We start from the raw sequence: 26919 nt of genomic DNA, 5'->3' as shown, positions 1-26919 counted from the left end.
CGGGTTAGTGTGCACTCCCTTGACTGGCAGAAACTTCCCGGATATTGGTGACTCCTCGGAAGTTTCCTTCAGCGGATCACCTCCGGAAGGAGCGCACGTGCCCTCCAGACGCACCGTCCTCGCCGCCACCGCGGGAGTCGCCGCCACCCTCACTGTCGGCGGGACCGCATACGCGGACGACAAGAAGCTCCGCTCCCTCGTCTCCCGTATGACCCTGGAAGAGAAGGTCGGCCAGCTCTTCGTGATGCGGGTCTACGGCCACTCCGCCACCGCCCCCGACCAGGCCGACATCGACGCCAACCTCAAGGAGATCGGCGTCCGCACGGCCGCCGAACTGATCGCCAAGTACCGCGTCGGCGGCATCATCTACTTCACCTGGGCGCACAACACCCGCGATCCGCACCAGATCGCCGACCTGTCCAACGGCATCCAGAAGGCGTCCCTCAGCCTCCCCCGGGGCCTGCCCGTCCTCGTCTCCACCGACCAGGAGCACGGCATCGTCTGCCGGGTGGGCGAGCCCGCCACCCTCTTCCCGGGCGCGATGGCCATCGGTGCCGGCCGCTCACGCAAGGACGCCCGTACCCTCGGCCGTATCGCGGGGCAGGAGCTCAGATCCCTCGGCATCCGACAGAACTACTCCCCCGTCGCCGACGTCAACGTCAATCCGGCCAACCCCGTCATCGGCGTGCGCTCCTTCGGCGCGGACCCGGGCGCGGTGGCCGGGATGGTGGCCGCCGAGGTCGGCGGGTACCAGCACGCGCGGCAGGTCGCCGCCACCGCCAAGCACTTCCCCGGGCACGGGGACACCGCGGTCGACAGCCACTACGGCTTCCCGGTCATCACCCACACCCGCGCCCAGTGGGACAAGCTCGACGCTCCCCCGTTCCGCGCCGCGATCGCCGCCGGCATCGACTCGATCATGACCGCGCACATCATGGTCCCGGCCCTCGACGACTCCGGCGATCCGGCCACCCTCTCCCGCCCCATCCTGAACGGCATCCTGCGCGGGGAGCTCGGCTACGACGGCGTGATCGTCACCGACTCCCTCGGCATGGAGGGCGTCCGCACGAAGTACGGCGACGACCGCGTGCCCGTGCTCGCGCTGAAGGCGGGGGTGGACCAGCTCCTCAACCCGCCGAACCTGGACGTCGCCTGGAACGCCGTCCTGAAGGCCGTACGGGACGGGGAGCTGACCGAGGCGCGGCTCGACGAGTCGATCCTGCGGGTGCTGCGGCTGAAGGCGAAACTGCGGTTGTTCGAGGCGCCGTACGTCAGCCAGGCCGGGGTGACCCGCACAGTCGGGATCCCCTCCCACCTCGCGGAGGCCGACCGTATCGCCGAGCGGACGACGACTCTGCTGGTCAACGAGAACCACGCGCTGCCTCTGTCGCCCCGCAAGCTCCTCGTCGTCGGCGCCGACCCGGCCTCCCCGTCCGGTACGACGGGCCCGCCGACCGGGGTGCTCGCGGCCGCGTTCACCGAACTCGGGTTCACGGCCACGGCCCTGTCGACCGGCACGGCACCCTCCGCCGCCACCATCGCCAAGGCGGTCGCGGCGGCGCGGGACGTGGACGCGGTGGTGGTGGGGACGTACAACGTCTCGGCGACCAGCAGCCAGAAGACGCTCGTCGAACAGCTCGTCGCGGCGGGCAGGCCGGTGATCGCGATCGCGGTCCGCAACCCCTACGACGTGGCTCACCTGCCCTCCGTACCGGCCGTCGTGGCCTCGTACTCCTGGACCGACGTCGAACTGCGGGCCGCAGCGCGGGTGATCGCGGGGAGGGCGGCGCCGCGCGGGAGGCTGCCGGTGCCGGTGCAGAAGGCCGATGATCCGGCCGCGGTGCTGTATCCGATCGGGTACGGCTTGTCGTATCAGACGTAGTACGCGTACGCCACGCACCCGGCGTACGCCCCCCAAAGGGCGCAAAGCACCCCGCACGTCTGGCGTGGGCCCGCTGCGGCGGGTCACGCTGGACGGGGTATCCGGGGGGCTGCGATGCGTGAGAGATGTTCCGTGGGGGTGGTGTGCGCACTGCTGGCACTGCTCGCCGCCCTGCTGGCGGGATGCCAGAACTCGTCGGACGGCACCAGCGACGGTGAGAGCCGGCTCAGCAACGAGGTCGCGCCCACCCGGCCCTCGGGGTACGGGGCGGTCTTCCTCTCGGTCGACGAGTGCAGTTCCTTCGGGAAGACCAGCTTCACCGAGGTCCCGTGCACCAGCGAGCGGGCGGCGGCACGGGTCGTGGCGCGCTTCGACGGCACGGTGGGCGACGGCCCGCTGTGCCCGGGGACCACGGACTTCGTGCTGCACATCAGCGAACAGAGCCCGTCCTCCGACGAGGACGGCGACGGCGCGGTCCCGCGGGGCTACGCCTGTATGCGCAACCTCACCCCGCCGCATCCCGGCGACCCGGGCGGCGGAGGCGGTCCGCGCACCATCGTCGGCGACTGCGTCTACAGCTCCGGCGACGGCCAGGTCCGTGAGACGACGTGCGACGGCGAGGGCGGGAAGAAGCCGGAGTACGAGGTGACGAAGGCGGTCACGAGCCGCGCGAAGTGCCCGGTGTCGACGGCGTTGTACGTACAGCTCCGGGGCGAGAAGCCGGTGGGCTGCGCCCGGCCGGTGTGACCGGGGGCCGGGCGCAGCACCTGCCTTACGGCCGCAGCGCGGGCTCGCGCTCCACGTCGCGGACGTCCAGCTTCTTGTCGAACTTCGCCAGTGGCTTCGCCTGCGCGACGGCCGAGGCGGAGACGCCGGCCCAGTCGAGGATGCGGGCGGTGGCGAAGGCCTTCTGGTCGGCGACCAGGCCCGCCACGTTGGCACCGTGGTTCATGCCGGGGGCGGTGAGGACGTATGCGTCCTTCGCGCCCTTGTCGACCCGGAAGCGCTCCGAGCCCCACGGGTCGTTCTGGCCGTAGACGTAGAGCATGTGACGGGCGTTGTGGCGCACCCAGTTGTCCACGTCACGCATCGCGTACGGCTGGAACTTCGTCGGGATGTCGCGCGGGACGAAGTTGCGCGGCGGCTGGTAGCCGTAGCGGATGTACTTCCTCTCGATGTGCGGGAAGTGGATGTTCGGCGCACCGAGCTGCGTGGCCGCCTGGTAGAAGTACGGCGTGTACGGCTCCAGTCCCTGGTCCGTGTAGAACGAGAACCCGGAGATCGTGTCGATCGAGTTCCAGATCTGGTCGTCGGTCGCGGTCTTCGCGTCCGGCGGGATCAGCTCGTCCTGGTCGCAGTCGGCCGCCTGGGAGTACTGCCAGAAGCCCCAAACGTAGTCGAGGACGACCGCCTCGTACGCCTTGTCGAGGCTGCCGATGGTGTTGAAGGTGAAGCCCTCGGCGGCGGCGTACTCCGCGTACTTCTTCTCCAGCGGTTCGCGGCGCACGAGCGCCTCGCGCTGCACCGCGTTCAGACGGTCGCGGCACTGCTTGGTGTCGACGCTCGCGAAGAAGCGGTCGTAGGCCGAGTCCTCGTTGTTCACCACGTCGTTGGGGGCGACGTAGGCGACGACGCCGTCCATGTCCTTGGGGTAGAAGCGCTCGTAGTACGTGGCGGTCATGCCGCCCTTCGAGCCGCCCGTGGAGATCCACTTCTTGTCGTAGATCTTCTTGAGCGCCTTGAAGACGCGGTGCTGGTCGCTGGCTGCCTGCCAGATGTCCAGCTTGGTCCAGTCGGCCGGGTTCGGCCGAGACGGGGTGAAGAAGCGGTACTCGAGGGAGACCTGGTTGCCGTCCACGATCTGGGTCGGCTCGCGGCGGCTGGGTGTCGTGGAGACGTTGTAGCCGCCGGTGTAGAAGACCGTCGGGCGGGAGACGTCCTTGTGCAGCACGGTGATGCGCTGCTGGAACGTGCCCTTGGACGGGTGCCGGTGGTCGACCGGCTGCGTGAAGTTGAGGACGAAGAAGCGGTACCCGGTGTACGGCTTCTCCTCGATCAGGCTCACGCCCGGTATGGAGAGCAGTCTCTCCTTGATGTCGGTGGTGCCGGTGGCCGGCTCGGCGGCGGTGGCCGCCCCTGCCGTGCTCACTGTGCCTATGAGCACTGTGAGCGCCAGCAGCCATCTGAGCGCCTTGCGCATGCACCCTCCCCTGTGAGACAGATGTGCGAGCGGAAGCTATCGGAGCAACTCGCTTGCGCACCAGGGGAGATAGGGAAAACCCTCGGATGTCGGCGGGTCCGGAAGGGGATTTGTCGGACGTCTACAGCCGGATCCAGCCACCGGTCGAGTACGACCCGCTGCCGACCCGCCCCTTGATCCAGACCTTGCGGCCCCCGACGTACGACTTCACCGGCCCGGCGCGCTTGGTGTAGACCCCCTCGTCGACGACGGCCTCGAAGCCGCGCGTCTGAAGGCTGACCATCATCGTGCGCGGCGAGCCGACCCGCTTGGGGACGGTGATGGCGCAGAGCGAGGTGCCTTTCCTGTAGACCTTCACATGGCCCGTGGAGAAGGTGTACGTCCGGATCTTGCGGCCCTCGCAGTGTGTGGCCGCGACGGCCTCCGCCGGGACCGCGACAGCGAGCAGCCCCGAAGCGGTCAGTACGGCCAGACCGACGGCGATCCGCCGCCGTATCGCACCCATGGCCACTCTCGTCCCTCCCGTACCCGGCGATGAGCGTACTGGTGTACGGACGCAGGACGTATGTCGGATGGTTGCACGACCGTCACGAGTTCAGGCTTCACCCCACCGCCGTGGGCTCAGGCCACCACGGGCGCGTCCTCCCCCACGAACGTCCGCCACAGCTCCGCGTACCGCCCGCCCCTGGCGAGCAGTTCCTCGTGCGTGCCGTCCTCGGCGACCCGGCCGTGGGCTGAACCTCCCGATGTCGCCCTCGCACCGCTCGGCCCTAGCGGGCCTCCCGGGCTTCGAGACGACTGGCCGGACTCCGTCCGGCACCCGGTGCGGCCGCCGCCCCACAGACCAGACGACGCGCCACCAGCCCCTCACGCCACCACGGGCGCGTCCTCCCCCACGAACGTCCGCCACAGCTCCGCGTACCGCCCGCCCCTGGCGAGCAGTTCCTCGTGCGTGCCGTCCTCGGCGACCCGGCCGTGGGCTGAACCTCCCGATGTCGCCCTCGCACCGCTCGGCCCTAGCGGGCCTCCCGGGCTTCGAGACGACTGGCCGGACTCCGTCCGGCACCCGGTGCGGCCGCCGCCCCACAGACCAGACGACGCGCCACCAGCCCCTCACGCCACCACGGGCGCGTCCTCCCCCACGAACGTCCGCCACAGCTCCGCGTACCGCCCGCCCCTGGCGAGCAGTTCCTCGTGCGTGCCGTCCTCGGCGACCCGGCCGTGGTCCATCAGCACGACCCGGTCCGCACGGGCCGCGGTGGTCAGGCGGTGGGCCACCACGAGGGTCGTACGACGTCCGGCGATACGGTCCGTGGCCTGGTTGACCTGGGCCTCCGTGGCCAGGTCCAGGGCGGCCGTGGCCTCGTCGAGGAGGAGGATGTCGGGGTCGACCAGTTCGGCGCGGGCCAGGGCGATCAGCTGGCGCTGGCCGGCGGAGAGGTTGCGGCCGCGTTCGGCGACCTCGTGGAGGTAGCCGCCGTCGAGGGTGGCGATCATCTCGTGGGCGCCGACCGCACGGGCCGCCGCCTCCACCTCGGCGTCGGTGGCGTCCGGGCGGCCGTAGGCGATGGCGTCCCGCACGGTCCCCTGGAAGAGGTACGCCTCCTGCGGGACGACGCCGAGGCGGTGGCGGTACGACGTGAGATCCAGCGTCCGCAGATCCGAGCCGTCGACCGTCACCCGGCCGCCCGTCGGGTCGTAGAACCGCGCCACCAGCTTGACGAGCGTCGACTTGCCCGCGCCGGTCTCGCCGACGAAGGCGACGGTCTGTCCGGCGGGGATGGTCAGATCGATGCCGGTGAGGGCCTCTTCGGGCGCGTCGGAGGACCCGTAGGCGAACCGCACGTCCTCGAAGGCGATCTCGCCCCGCAGGGACAGGACTTCGAGGGGTTCGTCGGCCGCCTTCGTGGACGTCGGCTCCTGGAGCAGCTCCTGGATACGGCCCAGCGAGACGGTCGCCTGCTGGTAGCCGTCGAAGACCTGCGAGAGCTGCTGCACCGGCGCGAAGAAGAGGTCGATGTAGAGCAGATACGCCACCAGCGCACCGGTCGTCAGCGTCGCGTCGTCGATCCGTCCCGCGCCCGCGACGAGCACGGCCGCCGCGGCCACCGACGCCAGCAGCTGCACGAAGGGGAAGTAGACCGAGATCAGCCACTGGCCCCGGATGCGCGCCTGCCGGTAGCTGTCGCTGCGCTCCGCGAACCGCGCCCCGCCGTCCCGCTCGCGCCGGAAGGCCTGCACGATCCGCAGCCCGGACACCGACTCCTGGAGGTCGGCGTTGACCACCGACACCCGCTCCCGGGCCAGTTCGTACGCCTTCACGCTCGCCCGCCGGAAGAAGTACGTCCCGAGAATGAGCGGCGGCAGCGTCGCGAACACGACCAGCGCGAGCTCCACGTCGAGGACCAGCAGGGTGCCCATGATGCCGAAGAACGTGACGACCGAGACGAACGCCGTGACCAGGCCGGTCTGCAGGAAGGTCGAGAGCGCGTCGACGTCGGTGGTCATGCGGGTCATGATCCGGCCGGTCAGCTCCCGCTCGTAGTAGTCGAGTCCGAGCCGCTGGAGCTGCGCGAAGATCTTCAGACGCAGCGAGTACAGGACCCGCTCACCGGTACGTCCCGTCATCCGCGTCTCACCGACCTGCGCGATCCACTGCACGCCCACGGTGAGCAGACCGAGCAGCGCCGCCACCCACACCGCGCCGAGGGCGAGCTCACCGACGCCCGAGTCGATGCCGTGCCGGATCAGGATCGGGAGCGTGAGCCCCATCCCGGCATCCACGGCGACCAGTCCGAGGCTGATGAGGAGCGGCAGCCCGAAGCCGCCCAGCAGTCTGCGCAGACCGTAGGACTCCTCCGGCGTGACCGCGCGGGCCTCGTCGATGCCGGGGGTGTCCTGGGCCGGGGGCAGCGCCTCGACCTGGGCGAGGAGTTCCGGAGTGGCGGGCATGCCCTCGAGGGCGGTGTCCCGGGGGCCGCGCTCGCCCGCCCACAGCCGGGGCGTGATGCCGCGTTCGGCGTCGAACTCGGCGTCCAGCTCCTCCCGCAGGGAGGTGTCCTCGCAGGGCTCGGCGGGCTGGGCGTGACCGGGTGAGACCCCGCCGAGCTCGTCGGGGTCGGTGAGGAGGCGCCGGTAGAGCGCGGACCGCTTCTGGAGTTCCTCGTGGGTGCCGATGTCGGCGAGGCGGCCGTCGTCGAGGACGGCGATGCGGTCGGCGAGGTTCAGGGTGGAGCGGCGGTGCGCGATGAGGAGGGTTGTGCGGCCCTCCATGACCTGCTTCAGCGCCTCGTGGATCTCGTGCTCGACGCGGGCGTCCACGGCCGAGGTGGCGTCGTCCAGGACGAGGAGCCTCGGGTCGGTGAGGATCGCCCGGGCGAGCGCGACGCGCTGGCGCTGGCCGCCGGAGAGGGTGAGGCCGTGTTCGCCGACCGTGGTGTCGTAGCCCTCGGGCAGCTCGGCGATGAAACGGTCCGCCTGGGCGGCGCGCGCGGCCTGCTCGATCTGTTCCTGGGTCGCCTCGGGACGGCCGTACGCGATGTTGTTGCGGACCGTGTCCGAGAAGAGGAACGAGTCCTCGGGGACCAGTCCGATCGCGGCCCGCAGGGATTCCAGGCTCAGCTCGCGGACGTCGTGACCGCCGACGAGGACGGCGCCGTGGGTGACGTCGTAGAAGCGCGGCAGGAGGAGGGAGACCGTCGACTTTCCGGAGCCGGAGGAGCCGACGACGGCGAGGGTCTCGCCGGGGCGGATCTCGAAGCTGAGGCCGTCGAGGACCTTGTGGCCGTCCTCGTATCCGAAGGACACGTCGTCGAACTCGACGGTCGCGGGCGCGTCGGCGGGCAGCTCCTTCTTCCCGTCCCGCATCGACGGCTCGGTGTCGATCAGCTCCAGGACCCGCTCGGTGCCCGCGCGGGCCTGCTGGGCGACCGTGAGGACCATGGCGAGCATGCGGACCGGGCCGACCAGCTGGGCGGAGGTAGGTGGAGAAGGCGACGAAGGTGCCCAGCGTGATGTGTCCGCGCACGGCCAGCCAGCCGCCGAGCGCGAGCATCGCGACCTGGCCGAGGGCGGGCACGGCCTGGAGGGCCGGGGTGTAGCGGGAGTTGAAGCGGATGGTACGCAGCCGTCCCGCGAAGAGCCGGCGACTGACCTCCCGGAGCTTCCCGGTCTCCTGCTCCTCCTGCCCGAAGCCCTTGACCACGCGCACACCGCCCACGGCCCCGTCGACCACGCCCGCGACGGCGGCGGCCTGGGCCTGGGCGTACCAGGTGGCGGGGTGCAGCTTGCTGCGGGAACGCCTCGCGATCCAGGCGAGCGCGGGGGCCACCGCGAGGGCGACCAGGGTGAGCGGCAGCGACAGCCAGGCCATGACGACCAGGGAGACCAGGAAGAGGGCGAAGTTCCCGATGGTCATCGGGAGCATGAAGAGCAGGCCCTGGATCAGCTGGAGGTCGCTGGTGGCCCGGCCGACGACCTGCCCGGTGGACAGCTCGTCCTGGCGGCGGCCGTCGAGGCGGGTGATCGTGCCGTACATCTCGGTCCGCAGGTCGTGCTGGACGTCGAGGGCGAGGCGGCCGCCGTAGTAGCGGCGGACGAAGGTGAGGACGTAGACGACGACGGCGGAGCCGATGAGGAGGCCCGCCCAGGGGGCCATGTCACGGCTGTGGTCGCCGATGACGTCGTCGATGATCACCTTGGTGATCAGCGGGACCAGCGCCATGACGGCCATGCCGACGAGCGAGGAGCCGAGGGCGAGGACGACGTCCTTCGGATACCGCCAGGCGTATCCGGCCAGTCGTCGTGCCCAGCCGGCTTGTTCCCGCCCAGGCCCTCCCTGTTGCGCGCTCACGCGGGTGCCCTCCATCGGTCAGCGGTCCTGATCTTCCGGAAGGCACCAACGCGAAAGGAACCGGATTTCATCCCTCCGCAACAAACCGGGGGCGACCGGCCTGGGTGCCTGTGCTCAGGCCGGCTGAGTAGCAGAGCGCTGCCGTACGCCCCACCGGAGCCGCTTTGATCGACGGCATGAAGTCGAAGATCGTGGTCCCCGCCCTCTCCGTCGCCCTCGTGGCACTGTTCGGGCTGGTCGCCAGGGGGTGCGAGACGATGCAGGGCGGGCCCGTCCACAGCACCGACGAGTTCCGCGACCACGTCCGGGCCACGACCCGGGCCGGCGAGGACGTCTTCCACACCCTGTCCCCGGCCCCGTCCGGCGAGCCGTGGGCCTCCCAGGAGGGCAGCTCGTCCTGTGTGGACGACTTCGGCTTCGACGAGACGGGCGTCGCCCGCGACGAGCCGATCTACACCTGGGACCTGGACTTCGCGAGCGACGCCGACTACCGGAAGGCGGTGGCGTCCCTCAGATCCGCCTGGCGCGAGGAGGGCCGCACGGTCGAGGAGATCGAGAACGGCATCGCGACGACCGTCGACGACGGCATCCGGGTCTCGCTCCACCTGGGGTACTACGACGGTGAGCCGGTGCTGCGCACGGAGGGCTCGTGCATGCGCTACCGGGACGAGTACGGCGACGAGTACGACTACATGTTCGACGACAACGGGGACGGAACCGTCGACGAGCACGAGCGGCCGTACTAGGACGTCTAGGACGTCGTGCGGACCCGCAGGTAATAGAAGCGCGTCGTCTGCACCGCGTTCTGGTTGTCGTCGCTCACCAGCAGGACCTTCCAGGCCCCCTGGCTCCGGCCCGTCACCACCATGCCCTCGATGTTGTCGAGGAGCGGGTTGGGCTGGGGCTGCTTGGCGGTGGCGCCCAGGGTCGGGCAGCTCACGATGTCGGCGAGCAGAGTCTTTCCGATCAGGCGTACGCCGGGCTGACCCGTGAGGTTCTCGACAGCGCTCGTGTCGGTGGCGTGCCGGGGGTCGGCCAGGTAGAGGCGGACCGTGTTGCCGACGCCGGAGGTGAAGCCGCGCTCCAGGACGAGGAGCCGGCCGTCGGGGAGGGCCTGGACCTCGGGGACGCCGAGGCCGGTGTCGGGCCGGTAGGCGTACTGTTCCGCGGGCTTCCAGCTCTTCGCGTGCCGCTCCCACGTCTGGAAGCGCACCGCGCCCGAGGTGTCACCGGAGAGCGCGTACTCCATCGACGCGAGCAGCGTGCGGCCACCCGGCAGCAGGGTCAGCCCCTCGAAGGTGCCGTTGGAGACGGCCCGCCCGGCGGGGGCCACCTGGAGCGCGGCCGGCACCGGGAGGCGGTCGAGTATCGCGCCGTCGCGGGAGTAGCGGCGTATGGACGGCTCGGTCTCCGAGGTGATCAGGCGGGTGCCGTCGCGGTCGATCACCAGGCCCTCGGAGTCGAGCGCCGCCCCGCTCTCGTCGGCGAGCGGGACGACGGACTCCGGCGCGAGGGTCCTCGCGTCCAGGCCGAACAGCGCCGACCGGTCGGAGAGCGCGGCGAGCGAACCGTCCCGGTCCACCGCGAGCGCGGAGAGGTTGCCGACGTAGGTACCCTCGTACGTCGTCTTGTCGAGCGCGTCGGAGAAGCGGTCGAGGGAGACGGACGGCGAACAGGCGTTGCCCGGCTGGGCGTTGGCGGGACCGGCGGCGGACAGACAGGTGGCCGCCGCCAGTCCGGCGGTGACGGTCGCGAGGAGGGTTCTGATGCGCATGGGCGTCACCGTAGGGCCGCCCGGTGACGGGCGGGAGTCCAGCAGGCGTCAGGACGCGGCGAGGTCCTTGTGGATGACCTTCGCGACACCCTGGATGGTCGTGATGCCGTAGTTCATGGTGCTGTTGCCGTGCGTGAGCACCGTCATCACGTAGTCGTGGCCGCCGCCCTTGAAGGTGCCGACGCTGTGTACCCGCCAGCCGTGCGTGGAGCGCTGCAGCCAGCCGTTCTTGACGTGCACGAGGACGTCGGAGGGAGCGCCGTACGGGGTGCCCCAGCGCTGGGAGGAGATCACTTCGCCCATCAGCTTGCGGACGTACCGGCGCGAGTCGTCGGTGAGGACCGCGTTCGCGGCCGTGAGCAGCTTCATCAGCTTCTGCTCGTCGGTGACGGTGATCTGGGTCAGACCCCAGTAGCCGTCGGCACCGGGCTTGGTCTGGGTCATGCCCGCCTTGGCGAGGAAACCCTTCACCTTGGTCACGCCGAGCTGCTTCCACAGGGTCGACGTGGCCGTGTTGTCCGACTTGGTGATCATGGCCGTGGCGAGGGATTTCTCCCGGCTGGTGAGGGACCGGCCGGTCTTCTGCGCGTCCCACAGCAGGGTGGCGAGGACGGTCACCTTCACGACGCTCGCGGAGTCGTAGGCCGTCGAGGAGCGGAGTGTGCAGGTGGTGTTCGTGGTGCGGTCGTAGAGGCCCACCGCGATCGTGCCCTTGCGGTTGGCGAGCGCCGAAGTGATGTCCTTCTTCAGCTTGGCGGCGAGGCCGGCCTTGGCGGACGTACAGCTGACGGTCGGCGTGGCCGCCGCGGCCGGTGTGGCGGCGGCGACGCAGGCGAGGAGCGCGCCCCCCGCCACCCATCTCGCACGTCTGGATATCCCCTGAGTCATGCCCTGTTGACTCACGAGTTCGAGGAAAAGGTTGTACGACTTGGGGAACGGGTGTGCCAGTCGTTACTTCCTCCTTTGCGAATTCACAGGAAAGCGCCAGGTACGGCACAGCGCGCTCCCACCCGGGGTTCGCACCATGCCCGGGTGACATCTGCCACCGACCCACACCCCCACACCGACACCGCCGCATCCGCCGACCGGCCACCGCCGGCCCCAACCGCGGCGACCCCGGACAAGGCACCACGCTGGTCGCTCCCCGCGCTGCTCGCGATCCTGGCCCTGGCGGCGGTCCTGTACTCCTGGAACCTGGCCGGATCCAGCCTCAACAGCTTCTACAGCGCGGCCGTGCTGAGCGGTACGCAGAGCTGGAAGGCGTGGTTCTTCGGATCGCTGGACGCGGGCAACTTCCTCACCGTCGACAAGCCGCCGTTCGCGCTCATGGTCATGGGGCTGTCGTGCCGCCTCTTCGGCTTCGGCACCTGGCAGATGATGCTGCCGATGATCCTGACCGCCCTCGGGACGATCTGGATCGTGCACGCGTCCGTGCGGCGCGTGTGGGGCCATGTCGCGGCGACGGCCGCCGCGCTGGTGCTCGCCCTCACCCCGATCACGGTCGCCATCAACCGGGACAACAACCCCGACACGCTGCTGGTGTTCCTGATGGCGGCGGGCGCGGCCCTCGCGCTGCGCGCCACGCGTGACGGCAGGCTGCTGCCGCTGCTCGGCTCGGCGGCCTGCTTCGGCCTCGCCTTCAACACCAAAATGCTCCAGGGCTACATCCCGCTGCCGGTCGTCTTCGCGGTCTATCTCTACGCCGCCAGGCCGAAGCTGGTGAAGCGGATCACCAACCTGCTGCTCGCGGGCGTGGTCCTCGCCGTCTCCAGCTTCTGGTGGGCGGCCGCTGTCTCCCTGGTCCCGGCCGACGACCGCCCCTACATCGGCGGTTCGACGGACGGCAGCGCCTGGAACCTGATCATGGGCTACAACGGCCTGGGCCGGATCTTCGGCGGCGAGGGCAACGGCGGCGGAGGCGGCGGTGGAGGGGGCGGCTTCTCCGGTACGGCGGGACTCGGCCGGCTCTTCAACGACGTACTCGGCGGCCAGATCTCCTGGCTGATCCCCTTCGCGGCGATCGCCCTGGCCGGCGGCCTGGTCCTGTGCGGCCGCGCCCCGCGCACCGACATGACCCGTGCCGCACTGGTGATGTGGGGCGGCTGGACCGGCCTGCACTACCTGACCTTCGCCATGGCCGAGGGCACCATGCACCCGTACTACACGACCGCGCTCGCCCCGGGCATCGCGGCCCTGTGCGGAGGCGGCGGTGTGATGCTGCTGCGCGCCTTCCGCGCCGACAGGCGGTGGGCGTGGGTGCTGCCGCTCGGCCTCGCGGTCACGGCGGTCTGGGCGGCGGTGCTGCTGCGCCGCGCCTCCGGCTGGAACACCTGGCTGTGGCCGGCGATCCTCGTCGTCATGGCGCTGGCGATCACGGGCCTGCTGGTCTTCCGGTCCGGCGGCAACGGCAACAGGGCACGTCTGCTGGCGGCTTCCCTCGCCGCGGCGGTCGTCGCCTCGGTGGCCGGTCCGGCCGCGTACGCCTGGTCGGTGCCGTCCGGTTCGGGCGGCGGCATGGGCGGTACGAACCCGACGGCCGGGCCGTCCACGGGTGGCGGCGGCTTCGGCGGGGGCGGTGGCGGCCGGGGCGGGATGCCCGGCGGCACCGGTGGTGGTCCTGGGGGCACCCGACAGGGCGGCCAGAACGCCGAGGCGCCCAGCGGCGGTCAGATGATGCCCGGCGGCGGCAACGGCGAGCTCCCGGGCGGCGGCCAGACGGGCGGGGGCACGCCCCCCGAAGGCACCGGCGAGAACGGCACTTCCGGCGACACCCAGAACGGCCCCGGTGGCATGACCGGCGGCGGTGGCGGCATGGGTGGGGGCATGGGCGGCGGCGCGAGCGGCGAGCTCATCTCGTACCTGAAGAAGCACCAGGACGGCGCGACCTGGCTGCTGGCGGTGTCCAGTTCGCAGAGTGCCGCGCAGCTCATCATGAGCAGCGGTGAGCCGGTCATCTCGATGTGGGGCTGGTCCGGTTCCGACCAGGCGATGACCCTGGCCAAGCTGAAGGAGCTGGTCAAGGCGGGCAGGCTGCACTACATCCAGCTCGGCGGCGGCATGGGGGGCGGCCCCGGCGGGGGGTCCAGCCTCAGTACCGAGGTCACCGAGTGGGTGGAGAAGAACGGCACGGCCGTGAAGGAGAGCGAATACAGCTCGAATTCGACGTCGAGCACGTCCGGTTCGTCCGGCTCCTCGGATTCGTCCGGCTCGTCGAACTCGTCGAACAGCTCGACCGTCTACCGCCTGGACGCGTCTGACGTCGGCTGACGCCCCGACCACCCAACGACCCCCGACCGAAAGGCCGGGGGTCGTTTTGGTATGTCAACTCGCGTAGATGCGGGGCGATATGCCGCTTCCGGTCACCTGATCGACATCTACAAGCCATTTACAGGGTCTCATGTCCATGTCACGCTCCCGTTTGCCCGCTCCCTTCAACGCGCGTAGAACGGACAGCCCCCGATGCCCGTGAACCCCATACGCACGCGCCGCTGGAAGTCCCTGGCGCTCACCGTCTCAGCCGTGCTCGTCGGCTTCACCGCCCCCGTGGTGGCCTCGTCCCCGGCGGCAGCCACCACGACGGCGTACGACGCGACGTACTACAAGAACGCGATCGGCAAGACCGGGACGAGCCTGAAGTCCTCGCTGCACACGATCATCAGCAGCCAGTCGAAGATCTCGTACTCCGCGGTCTGGGACGCGCTCAAGGTCGCCGACCAGGACCCGAACAACACCAGCAACGTCCTCCTGCTGTACAGCGGTGCCTCGCGCAGCAAGTCCCTCAACGGCGGTGACGTCGGCGACTGGAACCGCGAGCACACCTGGGCCAAGTCCCACGGCGACTTCGGCGAGGTCACCGGTCCCGGCACGGACCTGCACCACCTGCGCGCCTGCGACGTGACGATCAACAGCACCCGCGGCAACCTGGACTTCGACAACGGCGGCAGCACCGTCACCAACGGCGGCGGCAGCACCGTCGACTCCGACTCCTTCGCGCCGCGCGCCGCTGACCGGGGCGACGTGGCCCGCATGATCCTCTACATGGCCGTGCGCTACGAGGGTGACGACGGCTTCGCCGACCTGGAGCCCAACGAGAAGGTCGGCAACGGCTCCAACCCCTACATGGGCAAGCTGGCCGTCCTCAAGGCGTGGAACGAGGCGGACCCGCCGAGCGCCTTCGAGGAACGGCGCAACCAGGTCATCTACGACACGTACCAGCACAACCGCAACCCGTTCATCGACCACCCGGAGTGGGTCGAGGCGATCTGGTAGCAGCGCAGTCGCCGACCGTACGCCCGTACCGCCGGGGCCCCACACCCGCGGTACGGGGCGCCGCCCCCGTGACCCACCTGGTCTGCCAGGCGGTCGCGGGGGCGGTGGTGGTGGTACGTCAACTCCCCCGGCGCGCCGGCTCTCAGCTCTCCAGGTGCGTCGGCGCGAACATCCGCAGCACCGCCGGAAGCACGACCACCGAAGGGCCAGGCTCCCCCAGCGCCTTCGCCAGGTCCGCCTCCAGCGTCTGCGGCGAGGTCCGCACCCCCGGCACCCCGAACGACTCGGCCAGCGCCACATAGTCCGGCCGCGTCAGCTCGGTCGCCGTCGCCTCGCCGAACGCGTCGGTCATGTACTCGCGCAGGATGCCGTAGCCGCCGTCGTCGACGATCAGCCACGTCACGTTCAGGTCGTACTGCCGTGCCGTCGCCAGTTCGGCGATCGAGTACAGCGCCCCTCCGTCGCCGGACACCGCCAGGACCGGCCGTGTCGGGTCCGCGACCGCCCCGCCCAGCGCCGCCGGGAAGCCGTAGCCGAGGCCGCCGGCGCCCTGGGCGGAGTGCATGTGGTTGGGGCCCTTGGCGTCGAAGGCCGACCAGGCCCAGTACGCGAGGATGGTCATGTCCCAGAAGGACGGGGAGTCGGCGGGCAGCGCCCTGCGGACGGCGGCCAACACGTCCTGTTCCAGAGTGAGTTCCTGGGACCCGAGCCGCTCGGCGACCTTCGCGAGCACCTCGCGCACCCGCTCCGGAGCCTTGGCGTCCTCCCGCACGGACACCGTCTCCAGCAACGCCTGCAAGGCGAGCCGTGCGTCCGCGTGGATGCCCAGCGCCGGGTGATTGGACTCCAGCTTGCCGAGGTCCGCCTCGATCTGGACGACCCGGCCGCGCGGCTTGAACGTGTGGTAGTTCGAGGAGAGTTCACCGAGCCCGGAACCGACGACCAGGAGGACGTCCGCGTCCTCGAGGAAGTCGGTCGTGTGCCGGTCCTCGATCCAGGACTGGAGCGACAGCGGATGCTTCCACGGGAACGCGCCCTTGCCGCCGGGAGTGGTGACCACGGGCGCCTGCACCATCTCGGCCAGCCGCTTCAGCTTGCCGGACGCGTCCGCCCGCACGACTCCCCCGCCCGCGATGATCGCCGGGCGCTCGGCGCGGGACAGCAGGTCGGCCGCCACAGCCGTCAGTTCGGGGCGCGGCGGCAGTTCCTCGGGGAAGGCGTCGCCGCCCGTCACCACCGGGATCGACGTCTCGGCGAGCAGCACGTCCTGCGGGATCTCCACCCACACCGGGCCGTGCGGGGCGGTCAGCGCCGACTTCCAGGCCGCCTCGATCGCGGAGGGGATCTGGGACTGGGTGCGCACGGTGTGGACCGACTTCACCACTCCGCGGAACGAGGCGGACTGGTCGGGGAGTTCGTGGAGGTAGCCGTGGCGGCCGCCGCCCAGCCCCGCGGAGGGGATCTGGCTGCTGATCGCGAGCACGGGCGCGGAAGCGGCCGCCGCCTCCTGGAGCGCGGCCAGGGACGTCAGCGCCCCCGGTCCCGTCGACAGCAGCAGCGGTGCCGCCTCACCGGTGATCCGGCCGTACGCGTCCGCCGCGAACCCGGCGTTGTTCTCCACCCGCAGACCGATGTACCGCAGGTCGGAGCGGCGCAGGGCGTCGAACATGCCCAGTGCGTGCTGACCGGGCAGTCCGAACACGGTCGTCGTGCCGAGCGCGGCGAGCGTCTCCACGACCAGGTCTCCGCCGTTGCGGCCGGGAGGAGGGTTGAGAGCAGCGGAAGTCTGCGCCTCCGTCGGGCGGAGCACCAGGTCGTGGTCGTGAGTCACTTCGCTTCCGAGTCCTTCCGGGCCGCCGCGATCTGCCGGGACATGATCGTGGTCAGTTCGTACGCCGTGTGGGACGCGGCCACCGACGTGATCTCCGCGTGATCGTACGCGGGGGCCACCTCGACGACGTCCGCCGAGACCAGGTTGCAGGACGCGAGTCCGCGCAGGATCTCCAGGAGCTCGCGGGAGGTCATGCCGCCGGCCTCGGGCGTGCCGGTGCCGGGCGCGTGGGCCGGGTCCAGGCAGTCGATGTCGATGGAGATGTAGAGGGGACGGTCGCCGATGCGCTGACGCAGCTGGTCGGCGATCTCGTCCACCCCGCGACGCATGACGTCCGCGGACGTCACGATGCCGAAGCCGAGCTTCTCGTCGTCGGTGAGGTCCTGCTTGCCGTACAGCGGACCGCGGGTACCGACGTGGGAGAGGGCCTCGGTGTCGAGGATCCCCTCCTCCACGGCCCGGCGGAACGGCGTCCCGTGCGTGTACTCGGCGCCGAAGTAGGTGTCCCAGGTGTCGAGGTGCGCGTCGAAGTGCAGCAGCGCCACCGGACCGTGCTTCCTGGCGACCGAGCGCAGCAGGGGCAGCGCGATGGTGTGGTCGCCGCCCAGGGTCATGAGCCGGGCGCCGGTGCCGAGGAGATCGTCCGCGGCGGCCTCGATCGTCTCGACGGCCTCGTGGATGTTGAAGGGGTTCACCGCGATGTCGCCGCCGTCCGCCACCTGCGCCAGCGCGAAGGGGGACGCGTCCTGCGCCGGGTTGTAGGGGCGCAGGAGCCGGGACGCCTCGCGGATCGCGTTGCCGCCGAAGCGGGCGCCCGGCCGGTAGGAGACGCCCGAGTCGAACGGCACGCCCACGACGGCGACATCGGCGCGGCCGACCTCGTCGAGGCGGGGCAGCCGGGCGAAGGTCGCGGGTCCGGCGTACCGCGGGATGCGGGAGGAGTCGACGGGGCCGCGGGGCGTCTCGTTGCTGCTCATGGGGTACTGCCTTCTTTCCTACGCTTCATCGCGTATGACTGCATTTGCCTGCACTTGTCTACGACTCTACTGGGGAGCCGGGACCGGTTCGGACACGAGTTCGGGGGCGCCGCGACCGGCGAGACGCTCGCGCCAGGCTTCCAGTACGGCGGCGTCGGTCGCCGGCGTCGCCAGGGACACGACGACGTAGGCGGCCAGCGACAGCAACAGGCCGTAGTAGACGGGCTCGTTGGCGAGGATGCCGTAGCCCGCCATCAGACCGATGACCGCGAGCCCGCCGACGACGACCGAGGCGAGGGCGCCGTACACCGTGCCGCGCTTCCACAGCAGCCCGCCGAGGATCGGGACGAGGAGACCGCCGACGAGCAGGTTGTACGCCACCGTCAGCGCCTCGACGACGTTGTCGATCGCGATGGCCGTACCGATGACGGCGAGGCCCATGATCAGGATGAAGGCGCGGTTGCCGCGCACTTCATCACGCTCGCCGGAGGCGACCTTCCCCCGCAGCCGGGACCAGATGTCGTTGTTGGCCACGGTCGCGCAGGCGATCAGCGCGCCGGAGGACGTCGACATGACGGCCGCGAGCGCGGCGGCGAGCACCAGTCCCCGTACACCGACCGGGAGTTCGTCCTTGACGATGGTCGCGAAGGCGTCGTCCGCACTCGCCAGGTTCGGGTAGAGCACCTTGGCCGCGGTGCCGATGACGGCGCCGGCGAGGGCGTAGACGAGACAGTAGGTGCCCGCGACCGTGCCGCCCCACTTGGCCGTCCGGTCGCTGCGGGCGGTGAAGACGCGCTGCCAGATGTCCTGCCCGATGAGCATGCCGAAGGTGTAGATCAGCACGTAGGTGAAGATCGTCTCGCCGCCGATGCCCAGCGGGTCGAAGTACCCGGTGGGCAGCTCGGCCCTCATCTCGCTGAAGCCACCGGCCTTGACGACGGCGATGGGCAGCAGCAGGAGCAGCACGCCGATGGTCTTCACCACGAACTGCACCATGTCGGTGAGGGTGATCGACCACATGCCGCCGAGCGTCGAGTAGGCCACGACGATCGAGCCGCCGAGGACGATCGCGACGGTCCGGTTCACGTCGAAGAGGACGTCGAAGATCGTGGCGTACGCGATGGTCGAGGTGACCGCGAGCATGAGGGTGTACGCCCACATGACCACGCCGGAGATGACGCCGGCCCGGCCGCCGTAGCGCAGGTCGAGCATCTCGGAGACCGTGTAGACCTTGAGGCGGGCGATGCGCGCGGAGAAGAAGACGGAGAGGGCGAGGAGCCCGAGGCCGATGGTGAAGACCATCCAGGCGCCGGACAGTCCGTACTGGTAGCCCAGCCCCACTCCGCCGATGGTGGACGCGCCGCCGAGGACGATGGCGGCCATGGTCCCGGAGTACATGGCGGGCCCGAGCCGCCGCCCGGCGACGAGGAACTCACTCTTGGACTTGGCGCGGCGCATGCCCCACCAGCCCATGGCCAGCATGCCGGCCAGGTAGATGACGATCACTGTGTAGTCGACGGCCACAGGGCCCTCCTTCGCGCGTTCTCGCCGGCGGGTGTCGAGCATTGACACTAGGTGGCCGGAAAGCGGCCGCGAAGTGTAGGTTTCATCCATTCCAGCCGCGCCGCATGGAGGAAATGCACACCATGCCGGATCCCTCCGTTCCGCCCACTCCCCCCGTGCCCCTCGCGGCCCTCCTGGCCCGTGAGGACCTGGCCCTGCGGCAGATCGCGGGCCCCTCCGATCCCGCCACGGTGATCCACTGGGCGCACACCTCGGAGATGGCGGACCCGTATCCCTATCTGCTGGGCGGCGAGCTGCTGCTGACGGCCGGCGTCCACGTCCCGGAGGCGGCGGGCTCGGGGGCCTACTTCGACGACTACGTCTCCCGGATCGTGGCGGCGGGCGGCGCGGCTCTCGGTTTCGGCGTGGCCCCGGTCCACGACACCGTGCCGCGGGCGCTGGTGGAGGCCTGCGACGCGTACGAGCTCCCGCTCATCGAGGTCCCGCCCCGGACCACGTTCTCCGGCGTGGCCCGCGCGGTCTGGCAGCTCATGGCCCAGGCCCGCCTCGCCGAACTGCGCCGCGTGACGGAGGCCCAGCAGAGCCTGGCGGCAGCCGCCTCACGACCGGACCCGGTGCCTGCGGTCCTGCGGCAACTGGCCCAGCGGGTGAGCGGCTGGGCGGTGCTGTACGGACCCGAGGGAACCGAACTGGCGGCGGCGGGACGGGAGCCGGGGGGTGCGGTGCCCGGGGGTCTGGCAGAGCTGGCGGGGGTCGTACGGCCGGTGGCGGCGCGCGGTGCAGGCTTCTCGCCCTCGCGGACGGACGGCCCGGCGGCATCGGCGAGCCCGGCCACCGGACAGCCGGGCACGGCAGGCCGGGCACGCACCTCGCCGTCTCAGGCAGACGGCCCGGCAACACGGGCGGGTGGCACGGCCGCATCGGCGAGCCCGGCCACCGGACAGCCGGGGACGGCAGGCCTGGCACGCACCTCGCCGTCTCAGGCAGACGGCCCGGCAACACGGGCGGGTGGCACGGCCGCATCGGCGAGCCCGGCCACCGGACAGCCGGGCGAGCCCGTCGGCGCGCCGAGCTCCCGGCCGGCCGGCGGGCCCGCTCGCGGCGCCGACCGGACCGGCTCCGGCTCGCCCGCGACCGCCGGCCGCCTCGCCCGCAGACCCACCCCGCCCACCGTCGACGCCCCGCCCTCCCCCTCGCCCACCAGCCGCCCCGCCCCCACCTCCGCCACCGACACCGTCGCCGGGACCCACCTCGCCGCCTACGCCCTCGGTGCCGGGCAGGGGTTCGTGCTCGGGGTCGCCTCGCCCGAGGGCGTTCCCGGGGACCACACCATCGCCTCCGTCGCCGCCGTCCTGCTGTCGCTGCTCACCGGCGAGCACCAGAGCGGTTCGGGGGCGGCGCGGTCGTCCGCGCTGGTACGGCTGTTGCTGGGCGCCCCGCCACAGGACGTGGCCGTGCTGCTGGGGGCCGAGCGGTGGGTCGTCGTGCACGCCCGTCCCGACGCGCACGCGCCCGACGCCGTCGCCGCCTCCGCACTGGGCGCCGCGCTCGGCTCACCGCTCGTCGACCTCGCGCGGGACGTCGTACGCGTCCTCGTCCCGGCCGACCGCGAGGCACAGCCGCAGCCCGGCTGGACCCTGGGCGTCAGCGCGCCGGTGAGCCCGCCCGAGTGGCCGGCCGCGGACACCCAGGCCGCCCGTGCCCTCGCCCGCGCCCGGGCGACCCGCAGCGGACTGGTCCGCCACGGCGCCCGCCCCGGTCTGAGCGCCCTCGTCCCGCCCGACGAGGCCGAGGCACACGCGCGTGCTCTCCTCGCGCCCATCGCGGACACCCCGGCCCTCACCGACACCCTGCGCACCTGGCTGTCCCTGCACGGCAGTTGGGACCGCAGCGCCGTGGCGCTGGCCGTGCACCGCAACACCGTCCGCCAACGCGTCGCCCGCTGCGCGTCCCTGCTGGACACGGACCTGGACGACCCCGACGTACGCATGGAGTTGTGGTTCGCCCTGCGACAGTGACCCGCGTCCCAGCGTCCGGTACACCGGGCACGCCCACAGCCGCCTGCCTCACAATGGACACCATGCCGATACCCGGGACCCCCAGCCGCGCCGAGCTCGTCGACCACCTCGTACGGACCCGCATCGCGGGCGATGTCGCGACGCCCCGCGAGAACAACCTCTCCCACTACCGCCAGCTGGCGAACGGCGTCCGCAACTTCTGGCTCGGTCTGGAGCTCGGCGACCGCTGGACCGACGAGCAGGACGTGCTCGCGGTGATGGCGGAGCGGGTGGGTGTCAACGACGACCCGGAGTACCGGTACGGCCAGGACACCATCGACCCCGAGCTGACCGTGGACGGCCTCGACCGCATGGCGGCACGGCTGCGCAAGGCCGCCGACGGCCAGCAGCGCGTCCTGTTCGCCACCGGCCACCCGGGCGGCCTCCTCGAAGTGCACCACTCCACCGCCGCCGCGCTGCGGGCCGCCGGCTGCGAGATCGTCGTCATCCCGGAGGGGCTCCAGACGGACGAGGGCTACGTCGTGCAGTTCGCGGACGTGGCGGTCCTGGAGCACGGCGCCACGCTGTGGCACACCCACTCCGGCGAGCCGATGAAGGCGATCCTCACGGGACTGGTGCGCGAGGGCCGTCCGCTGCCGGATCTGGTCGTCGCGGACCACGGGTGGGCGGGCTACGCCGGCCAGCACGGCGTCGACTCCGTCGGTTACGCCGACTGCAACGACCCGGCGCTCTTCCTCGCCGAGGCCGAGGGCACCGTCCAGGTGACGGTCCCCCTCGACGACCACGTCCTCAGTCCCCGCTACTACGACCCGCTCACGGCGTACCTTCTGGCGGAGGCGGGCCTGGTGTAGGCGTCGGGTCCAGATACACCCTGCTCACTCCCGGGAACACCGCCCGCAGCCGCTGCTCGGCCCGCTCGCAGGCCCACTCGATCTCGGCCGCCGTGGAGACGTCCCGGAAATCCACCTTGGCGGCGACGAGGGCCTCGCGCGGACCCTGCACCAGGGTCGTCAGTTCGAGTACGGCCTCGATCTCCGCCACGGCCAGCAGCTCGGCCCGGATCCGCTCCCGCATCGGCCCGGGCAGCGGCCGGCCGATCAGGAGCTCGGCGTTGGAGCGGCCGAGGACCCACGCCACGTAGAGCAGCAGCATGCCGATGAGCAGCGAGGCGATGCCGTCCCAGACGCCGATGAGCAGCTCGCTTGCGGCAGCGGTCAGCGCCTGCCCTTTGAGGAGCGCGCCCGGAGGTTGCCTTCACTTGTGATGGTCGGCTCGCAAGCTTGCGGCGCCGTGGGCCGATCGGGCTAACGTATTTGTGCGATCTGGGACACCGGGCACGACGCCAGCGTGCGGGGCCCCCGCTCCACCGGAGTGATGGTTTGGGGCCTCCCCGCCGCCTCTGGCCGTAGCCCGTGACCGGATCGCGCAGGGAACTGGCCTCCCGGGCCCGGACCACGCACACGATGCGTGTCGCCGCCCCGGGGTCGAGTACGCCGGGGACCAGTACGCCCAAGACCGTTCGGGGCGTGCGGCTGAGCAGGTTCACTCCTGCCCGGCCCCCAGGAACGGTGTGGATCCCGTCGTAGATCGACGAGGCACGGCGCTACCGCCGAAGGTGACGACGGTGGCGGCGAGAGCATCCCAGGTGTGCTCTCGCCGCCGTCGTCGTCCGGCGCGCTCTTCCACCTCAGCGCGCACGAGGTGCGCGGACGACGCCTTCCTGGATCACCGAGATGGCGAGCCGTCCGTCCTGTGTGTAGATGCGGGCCTGGCCCAGACCGCGGCCGCCGTACGCGGACGGCGACTCCTGGTCGTACAGGAGCCACTCGTCGGCGCGGAAGGGCCGGTGGAACCACATCGCGTGGTCGAGGGAGGCGCCCACGACGTCGTTGACCGCCCAGCCGCCGCGGCCGTGCGCGAGCAGGACCGAGTCGAGGAGGGTCATGTCGGAGACGTAGGTGGCGAGGACGACGTGCAGCAGCGGGTCGTCAGCGAGCTTGCCGTTGGTGCGGAACCAGACCTGGGAGTGCGGCTCGCGGGGCTCGCCGAAGCGGCCGTACGGCGGCTCGTCGACGTAGCGCAGGTCGATCGCCTCGCGGGCCTCGAGGAACCTCTCGATGACGTCCGGGGCGATGTGGTCGTAGCCGCGCAGCCGCTCCTGCGAGGTGGGCAGGGTGGCCGGGTCGGGGGCGGCCGGGGTCGGGGTCTGGTGGTCGAAGCCTTCCTCGTACTTCTGGAAGGACGCCGACAGGGCGAATACGGGCTGCCCGTGCTGCACCGCGACCACGCGGCGGGTGGTGAAGGAGCGGCCGTCGTTCATGCGGTCGACCGTGTACACGATGGGCGCGCCCGGGTCCCCCATGCGCAGGAAGTACGCGTGGAGGGAGTGGGCGAGGCGGTCCTCGGGGACCGTCCGCCCCGCGGCGACGAGCGCCTGCGCCGCTACCTGCCCGCCGAAGACACGGGGGACGATGGCGGGCCGGGACCGGCCGCGGAAGATGTTCTCCTCGATCTGCTCCAGGTCGAGCAGATCGAGGAGATCCTGTAGTGCCTGACTCATGCAGTCATTTCTACTGGCCAGTAGTTGCGGGAGCCTTACAGGCCCATGTCCTTGGCGATGATCGTCTTCATGATCTCGCTGGTGCCGCCGTAGATGCGGTTGACGCGGTTGTCCGCGTACAGACGCGCGATCGGGTACTCGTTCATGAAGCCGTAGCCGCCGTGCAGCTGGAGGCAGCGGTCGATCACGCGGTGCGCGACCTCGGTGGCGAACAGCTTGGCGCTGGCGGCCTCGGCGGGGGTCAGCTCGCCCGCGTCCAGGGCCTCCAGGGCGCGGTCCACGACGGCCTCGGCCGCGTCCACCTCGGCCTGGCAGGCGGCCAGCTCGAACTTGGTGTTCTGGAACGAGGCGACCGGCTTGCCGAAGACGGTGCGCTCCTGGACGTACTCCTTGGCGAACCGGACGGCGGCCTTGGCCTGCGCGTAGGCGCCGAAGGCGATGCCCCAGCGCTCGGAGGCCAGGTTGTGGCCGAGGTAGTAGAAGCCCTTGTTCTCCTCGCCGAGGAGGTCCTCGACGGGGACCTTCACGTCGACGAACGCCAGCTCGGCGGTGTCGGAGGTCTTCAGGCCGAGCTTGTCGAGCTTGCGGCCGATGGAGTAGCCCTCGGACTTGGTGTCCACGGCGAACAGGGAGATGCCGTGACGGCGGTCCTCGGCGGTGGGTGCGGAGGTGCGGGCGCAGACGATCACGCGGTCGGCGTGGACGCCGCCGGTGATGAAGGTCTTGGAGCCGTTGAGGACGTAGTGCGTGCCGTCCTCGCTGAGCTTGGCGGTGGTCTTCATGCCCGCGAGGTCGGAGCCGGTGCCCGGCTCGGTCATCGCGAGGGCCCACATCTCCTCGGCGGAGACGAACTTCGGCAGGAAGCGCTTCTTCTGCTCGTCGGTGGCGAGCATCTTGATGTACGGCAGCCCGAGCAGGACGTGCACACCGGAGCCGCCGAACTGCACACCCGCGCGCGCGGTCTCCTCGTACATCACCGCCTCGAACTTGTACGAGTCGATGCCGGCGCCACCGAACTCCTCGTCGACGCGGATACCGAAGACGCCGAGCTCGGCGAGCTTGTAGTAGAAGTCGCGCGGCGCCTGGCCGGCTGCGAACCACTCGTCGTAGACCGGGACGACCTCGGCCTCGATGAAGGCCCGCAGGGTCTCCCGGAACGCCTCGTGATCCTCGTTGAACACCGTACGGCGCACCGCCGCACCTCCTTTGCGCCTAAACCGGCGCCGCTCTCGCGTATGTGGTTACTCGCCGTGGGGGTTGCTCAATTGGTGGTTGCGGTCACCCCATGGCTAAGCGCTTGCTCATGTTCAACCGTACCGGCCGGTAGCGAGAGGCGCCAGAGGCGCACCCCCGTAACGCTCGTCACGCCGGCTCAGCGGTACCGGACGAGCAGTGGCTCTTCGGTGATCCGTACGGTGTCCTCGGGGCCGGTCTCGCGGGCGGTGCCGTCGAGGTGTTCGACGCGGTACGCGCCCGCGCCCGCCGGAACGGTCGCCGTGCCGGACAGGGTCCAGCGGATGCGGACGAGCCCCGGGGTCAGGGCCTCGCACTGCCAGACGTTCTCGGGCAGCCCGATCTCCGCGCCACGGCCGCAGGAGCGGATCTCGGCGTGGGTGAGCCACCGCTGGAGCCGCTCGACATGGCGGCCGGCCTTGGTGGGGGCCTGACCCTCGGCCTGGACGACCAGGGGGATCTTGCTGTTTCCCCAGGCGTAGAAATACATCCGCTCCACGATCCGGGAGTACAGCCCCGTCAGATAGAAGCGGACCGCGTGGTTCGCCGCCGTGTCCGGGTCCAGCGGGTCGTTCAGCTGGATCATCTGCGTGGTCCCCGTGCTCCACAGCGGAAGGTGGTACCCCGCGAGCTGGAAGGTCCGTTCGACCTTCCGGACGATCTCCAGCATGGTCTCCGGCGGATCGGTGATCCGGCGCTGGAAGAGGTTGACGGCGGCCGCGTCGCAGTACTGGTACGCGCCCGCCTCGGCGAAGCGGAGCAGGTACGCGTGCGAGGCGTCGTCCCACAGGTCGGTGACCGAGGGACAGACCACGGTCGCGTCCGGGCGGTACTGCCGGATGATGCGGCTCGCGCGCCGCGTCATCTCGACGAGCGTCTCCACGCTGCCGTTGTAGTGGTGCCCGTGGTTGGCCGTGATCCACGGCTCGTACGCGTCGATACGGTGCCCCGCGTGCCGCACCACGGCGTGGACGAAGGCGTCCCAGTCGGCCAGGTCGTCCGGCGGGGCGGCCCGGCAGTCCTCCCGGTACGCGGCCTTGCGGCCGTCCGGGGCGGCCCAGCCGGGCGTACCGCCGAAGACGAAGGTCACCGGCAGGCCCTGCCGTTCGGCGCCGTCGAGCAGCCGGTCGAGGGTGGAGAAGTCGAACACGCCCCGCGCCGGCTCCAGTTGGGACCAGCGGGTCTCGCTGTCCCACAACCGCACCGCGCCCACCCGGAACGAGGGCATGACCCCGCTGAAACTGTTCATCGTCACGCCGAACATCTCGCGGGCGACCGGCAACGGCGCCTGGGCCCAGCTCTCCGCCCCGGCCGGCACGGCGGACACCGCCGCGGGGAGACCGGAATCCGCTGCCTGCTCCGTCGCCGCCTCCCAGTACCGCAGCAGGTCGTTGAGCTCGGCCGGCTCCGCCCCGCACTCCTTGGCGAACCGCAGGACGATGTCGTAGCCCCCCGGCACTCCGCGGCCGGTGCAGTACCGGTGCAGGGTGGAGCCGCCGATGAAGATCCGCTGTCCCAGCACCCGGTAGCTGAGCCCGCTGCGGTCCTTCAGAGCCCGCAGTGCGGTGGCCAACTCCCGTCCACTCATGACGTCCACCCCCGTGACGGCCTGCTCCACCCTCCCAGGCCTGTCCCGACACGTCTGCGTCATTCCTGGTCATCCGTGTGGCGGACGTCCCACGACGAGACGGGACGTGCTTCCCCTGGCCATCGGGGCGCCCGGCTCGGCACCATGATCACACCGGGCCGACAGGGAGGGGATGCCGGCCCGGCCCGGCTGGCTTCACCGACCGGGTCGT

At 71.0% G+C, this 26919-nt stretch carries 17 protein-coding genes and 2 pseudogenes; 7 read left to right on the top strand and 12 right to left on the bottom strand.

All coding sequences use genetic code 11. The annotated features are described in order from the left end of the window. The first annotated feature begins 97 nt into the window (after nucleotides 1-97). Entirely contained in the window at nucleotides 98-1882 is a 1785-nt protein-coding gene (locus QF037_RS29610; RefSeq protein WP_307030356.1) for a glycoside hydrolase family 3 protein, read from the top strand. Nucleotides 1883-1996: 114 nt separating this feature from the next. Beyond that, nucleotides 1997-2629 (top strand): hypothetical protein, encoded by a 633-nt coding sequence (locus QF037_RS29605; protein ID WP_307030355.1) that lies wholly within the window; start codon nucleotides 1997-1999, stop codon nucleotides 2627-2629. 25 nt (nucleotides 2630-2654) lie between these two features. On the opposite strand, the gene QF037_RS29600 is transcribed toward QF037_RS29605, so the two are convergent. The 3 genes and pseudogenes from QF037_RS29600 to QF037_RS29590 form a co-directional block, all read right to left on the bottom strand. Then, nucleotides 2655-4082 carry a S28 family serine protease gene (locus QF037_RS29600; protein ID WP_307030353.1) on the bottom strand — a complete coding sequence of 476 codons (1428 nt, stop codon included), beginning with the start codon at nucleotides 4080-4082 and terminating at the stop codon, nucleotides 2655-2657. A 121-nt stretch (nucleotides 4083-4203) separates the two neighbouring features. After that, nucleotides 4204-4587, bottom strand: coding sequence for a hypothetical protein (locus tag QF037_RS29595; RefSeq protein ID WP_373463831.1), 384 nt, complete (start codon nucleotides 4585-4587; stop codon nucleotides 4204-4206). 608 nt (nucleotides 4588-5195) lie between these two features. After that, nucleotides 5196-8949, bottom strand: a pseudogene (locus QF037_RS29590) (ABC transporter ATP-binding protein). Between the two features lie 161 nt (nucleotides 8950-9110). Here QF037_RS29590 and QF037_RS29585 point away from each other — a divergent pair. Further along, nucleotides 9111-9680, top strand: a complete 570-nt coding sequence (locus tag QF037_RS29585) for a hypothetical protein (RefSeq protein WP_307030350.1) — start codon at nucleotides 9111-9113, stop codon at nucleotides 9678-9680. A 5-nt stretch (nucleotides 9681-9685) separates the two neighbouring features. Here the strand turns inward: QF037_RS29585 and QF037_RS29580 are convergent, their stop codons facing one another. Together QF037_RS29580 and QF037_RS29575 are read right to left on the bottom strand one after the other, a co-directional pair. Next, the gene (locus tag QF037_RS29580; protein ID WP_307030348.1) at nucleotides 9686-10708 is read right to left on the bottom strand and encodes an esterase-like activity of phytase family protein; all 1023 of its coding nucleotides are present in this window, start codon (nucleotides 10706-10708) and stop codon (nucleotides 9686-9688) included. 48 nt (nucleotides 10709-10756) lie between these two features. After that, nucleotides 10757-11596 carry a serine hydrolase gene (locus QF037_RS29575; RefSeq protein ID WP_307030346.1) on the bottom strand — a complete coding sequence of 280 codons (840 nt, stop codon included), beginning with the start codon at nucleotides 11594-11596 and terminating at the stop codon, nucleotides 10757-10759. A 144-nt stretch (nucleotides 11597-11740) separates the two neighbouring features. Here QF037_RS29575 and QF037_RS29570 point away from each other — a divergent pair, with 144 nt between their 5' ends. Together QF037_RS29570 and QF037_RS29565 are read left to right on the top strand one after the other, a co-directional pair. Beyond that, complete coding sequence (locus tag QF037_RS29570) at nucleotides 11741-13975, top strand: ArnT family glycosyltransferase (RefSeq protein WP_307030344.1); 2235 nt, start codon at nucleotides 11741-11743, stop codon at nucleotides 13973-13975. Nucleotides 13976-14167: 192 nt separating this feature from the next. After that, nucleotides 14168-14977 (top strand): endonuclease I family protein, encoded by an 810-nt coding sequence (locus QF037_RS29565; RefSeq protein WP_307030342.1) that lies wholly within the window; start codon nucleotides 14168-14170, stop codon nucleotides 14975-14977. Nucleotides 14978-15119: 142 nt separating this feature from the next. Here the strand turns inward: QF037_RS29565 and QF037_RS29560 are convergent, their stop codons facing one another. The 3 genes from QF037_RS29560 to QF037_RS29550 all read right to left on the bottom strand — a co-directional run bounded on the left by QF037_RS29560 (nucleotide 15120) and on the right by QF037_RS29550 (nucleotide 19309). Continuing rightward, nucleotides 15120-16808 carry a thiamine pyrophosphate-binding protein gene (locus QF037_RS29560; protein WP_307030340.1) on the bottom strand — a complete coding sequence of 563 codons (1689 nt, stop codon included), beginning with the start codon at nucleotides 16806-16808 and terminating at the stop codon, nucleotides 15120-15122. Next, nucleotides 16805-17785, bottom strand: coding sequence for an agmatinase (gene speB, locus QF037_RS29555; RefSeq protein WP_307030337.1), 981 nt, complete (start codon nucleotides 17783-17785; stop codon nucleotides 16805-16807). Before speB ends, QF037_RS29560 begins: the two co-directional genes overlap by 4 nt. A 66-nt stretch (nucleotides 17786-17851) precedes the next feature. Next, complete coding sequence (locus tag QF037_RS29550) at nucleotides 17852-19309, bottom strand: sodium:solute symporter (protein WP_307030335.1); 1458 nt, start codon at nucleotides 19307-19309, stop codon at nucleotides 17852-17854. Between the two features lie 122 nt (nucleotides 19310-19431). Here QF037_RS29550 and QF037_RS29545 point away from each other — a divergent pair, with 122 nt between their 5' ends. Both QF037_RS29545 and QF037_RS29540 read left to right on the top strand, forming a co-directional pair. Further along, nucleotides 19432-21327, top strand: coding sequence for a PucR family transcriptional regulator ligand-binding domain-containing protein (locus QF037_RS29545; protein WP_307030333.1), 1896 nt, complete (start codon nucleotides 19432-19434; stop codon nucleotides 21325-21327). Between the two features lie 62 nt (nucleotides 21328-21389). Continuing rightward, nucleotides 21390-22178 carry a phosphatase gene (locus tag QF037_RS29540; protein WP_307030331.1) on the top strand — a complete coding sequence of 263 codons (789 nt, stop codon included), beginning with the start codon at nucleotides 21390-21392 and terminating at the stop codon, nucleotides 22176-22178. On the opposite strand, the pseudogene QF037_RS29535 reads toward QF037_RS29540, so the two are convergent. From QF037_RS29535 to QF037_RS29520, 4 genes and pseudogenes are all read right to left on the bottom strand, one after another. Beyond that, a pseudogene (locus QF037_RS29535) lies at nucleotides 22141-22569 on the bottom strand (cation transporter); the annotation flags it as partial. The gene QF037_RS29540 and the pseudogene QF037_RS29535 sit on opposite strands and share 38 nt — an antisense overlap. A 445-nt stretch (nucleotides 22570-23014) precedes the next feature. Next, on the bottom strand, nucleotides 23015-23887 hold the full coding sequence (locus QF037_RS29530) for an acyl-CoA thioesterase (RefSeq protein WP_307030329.1): 873 nt from the start codon (nucleotides 23885-23887) through the stop codon (nucleotides 23015-23017). A gap of 35 nt (nucleotides 23888-23922) precedes the next feature. Next, a complete protein-coding gene (locus tag QF037_RS29525) occupies nucleotides 23923-25080 on the bottom strand; it encodes an acyl-CoA dehydrogenase family protein (protein ID WP_307030327.1) in 1158 nt (385 codons plus the stop codon). 179 nt (nucleotides 25081-25259) lie between these two features. After that, nucleotides 25260-26708, bottom strand: coding sequence for a helix-turn-helix domain-containing protein (locus QF037_RS29520; RefSeq protein WP_307030325.1), 1449 nt, complete (start codon nucleotides 26706-26708; stop codon nucleotides 25260-25262). Between the last annotated feature and the right edge of the window lie 211 nt (nucleotides 26709-26919).

Source organism: Streptomyces canus (assembly GCF_030815415.1).
Classification (GTDB): Bacteria; Actinomycetota; Actinomycetes; order Streptomycetales; family Streptomycetaceae; genus Streptomyces; species Streptomyces canus_F.
This window is presented reverse-complemented; position numbering and strand designations above follow the sequence as displayed.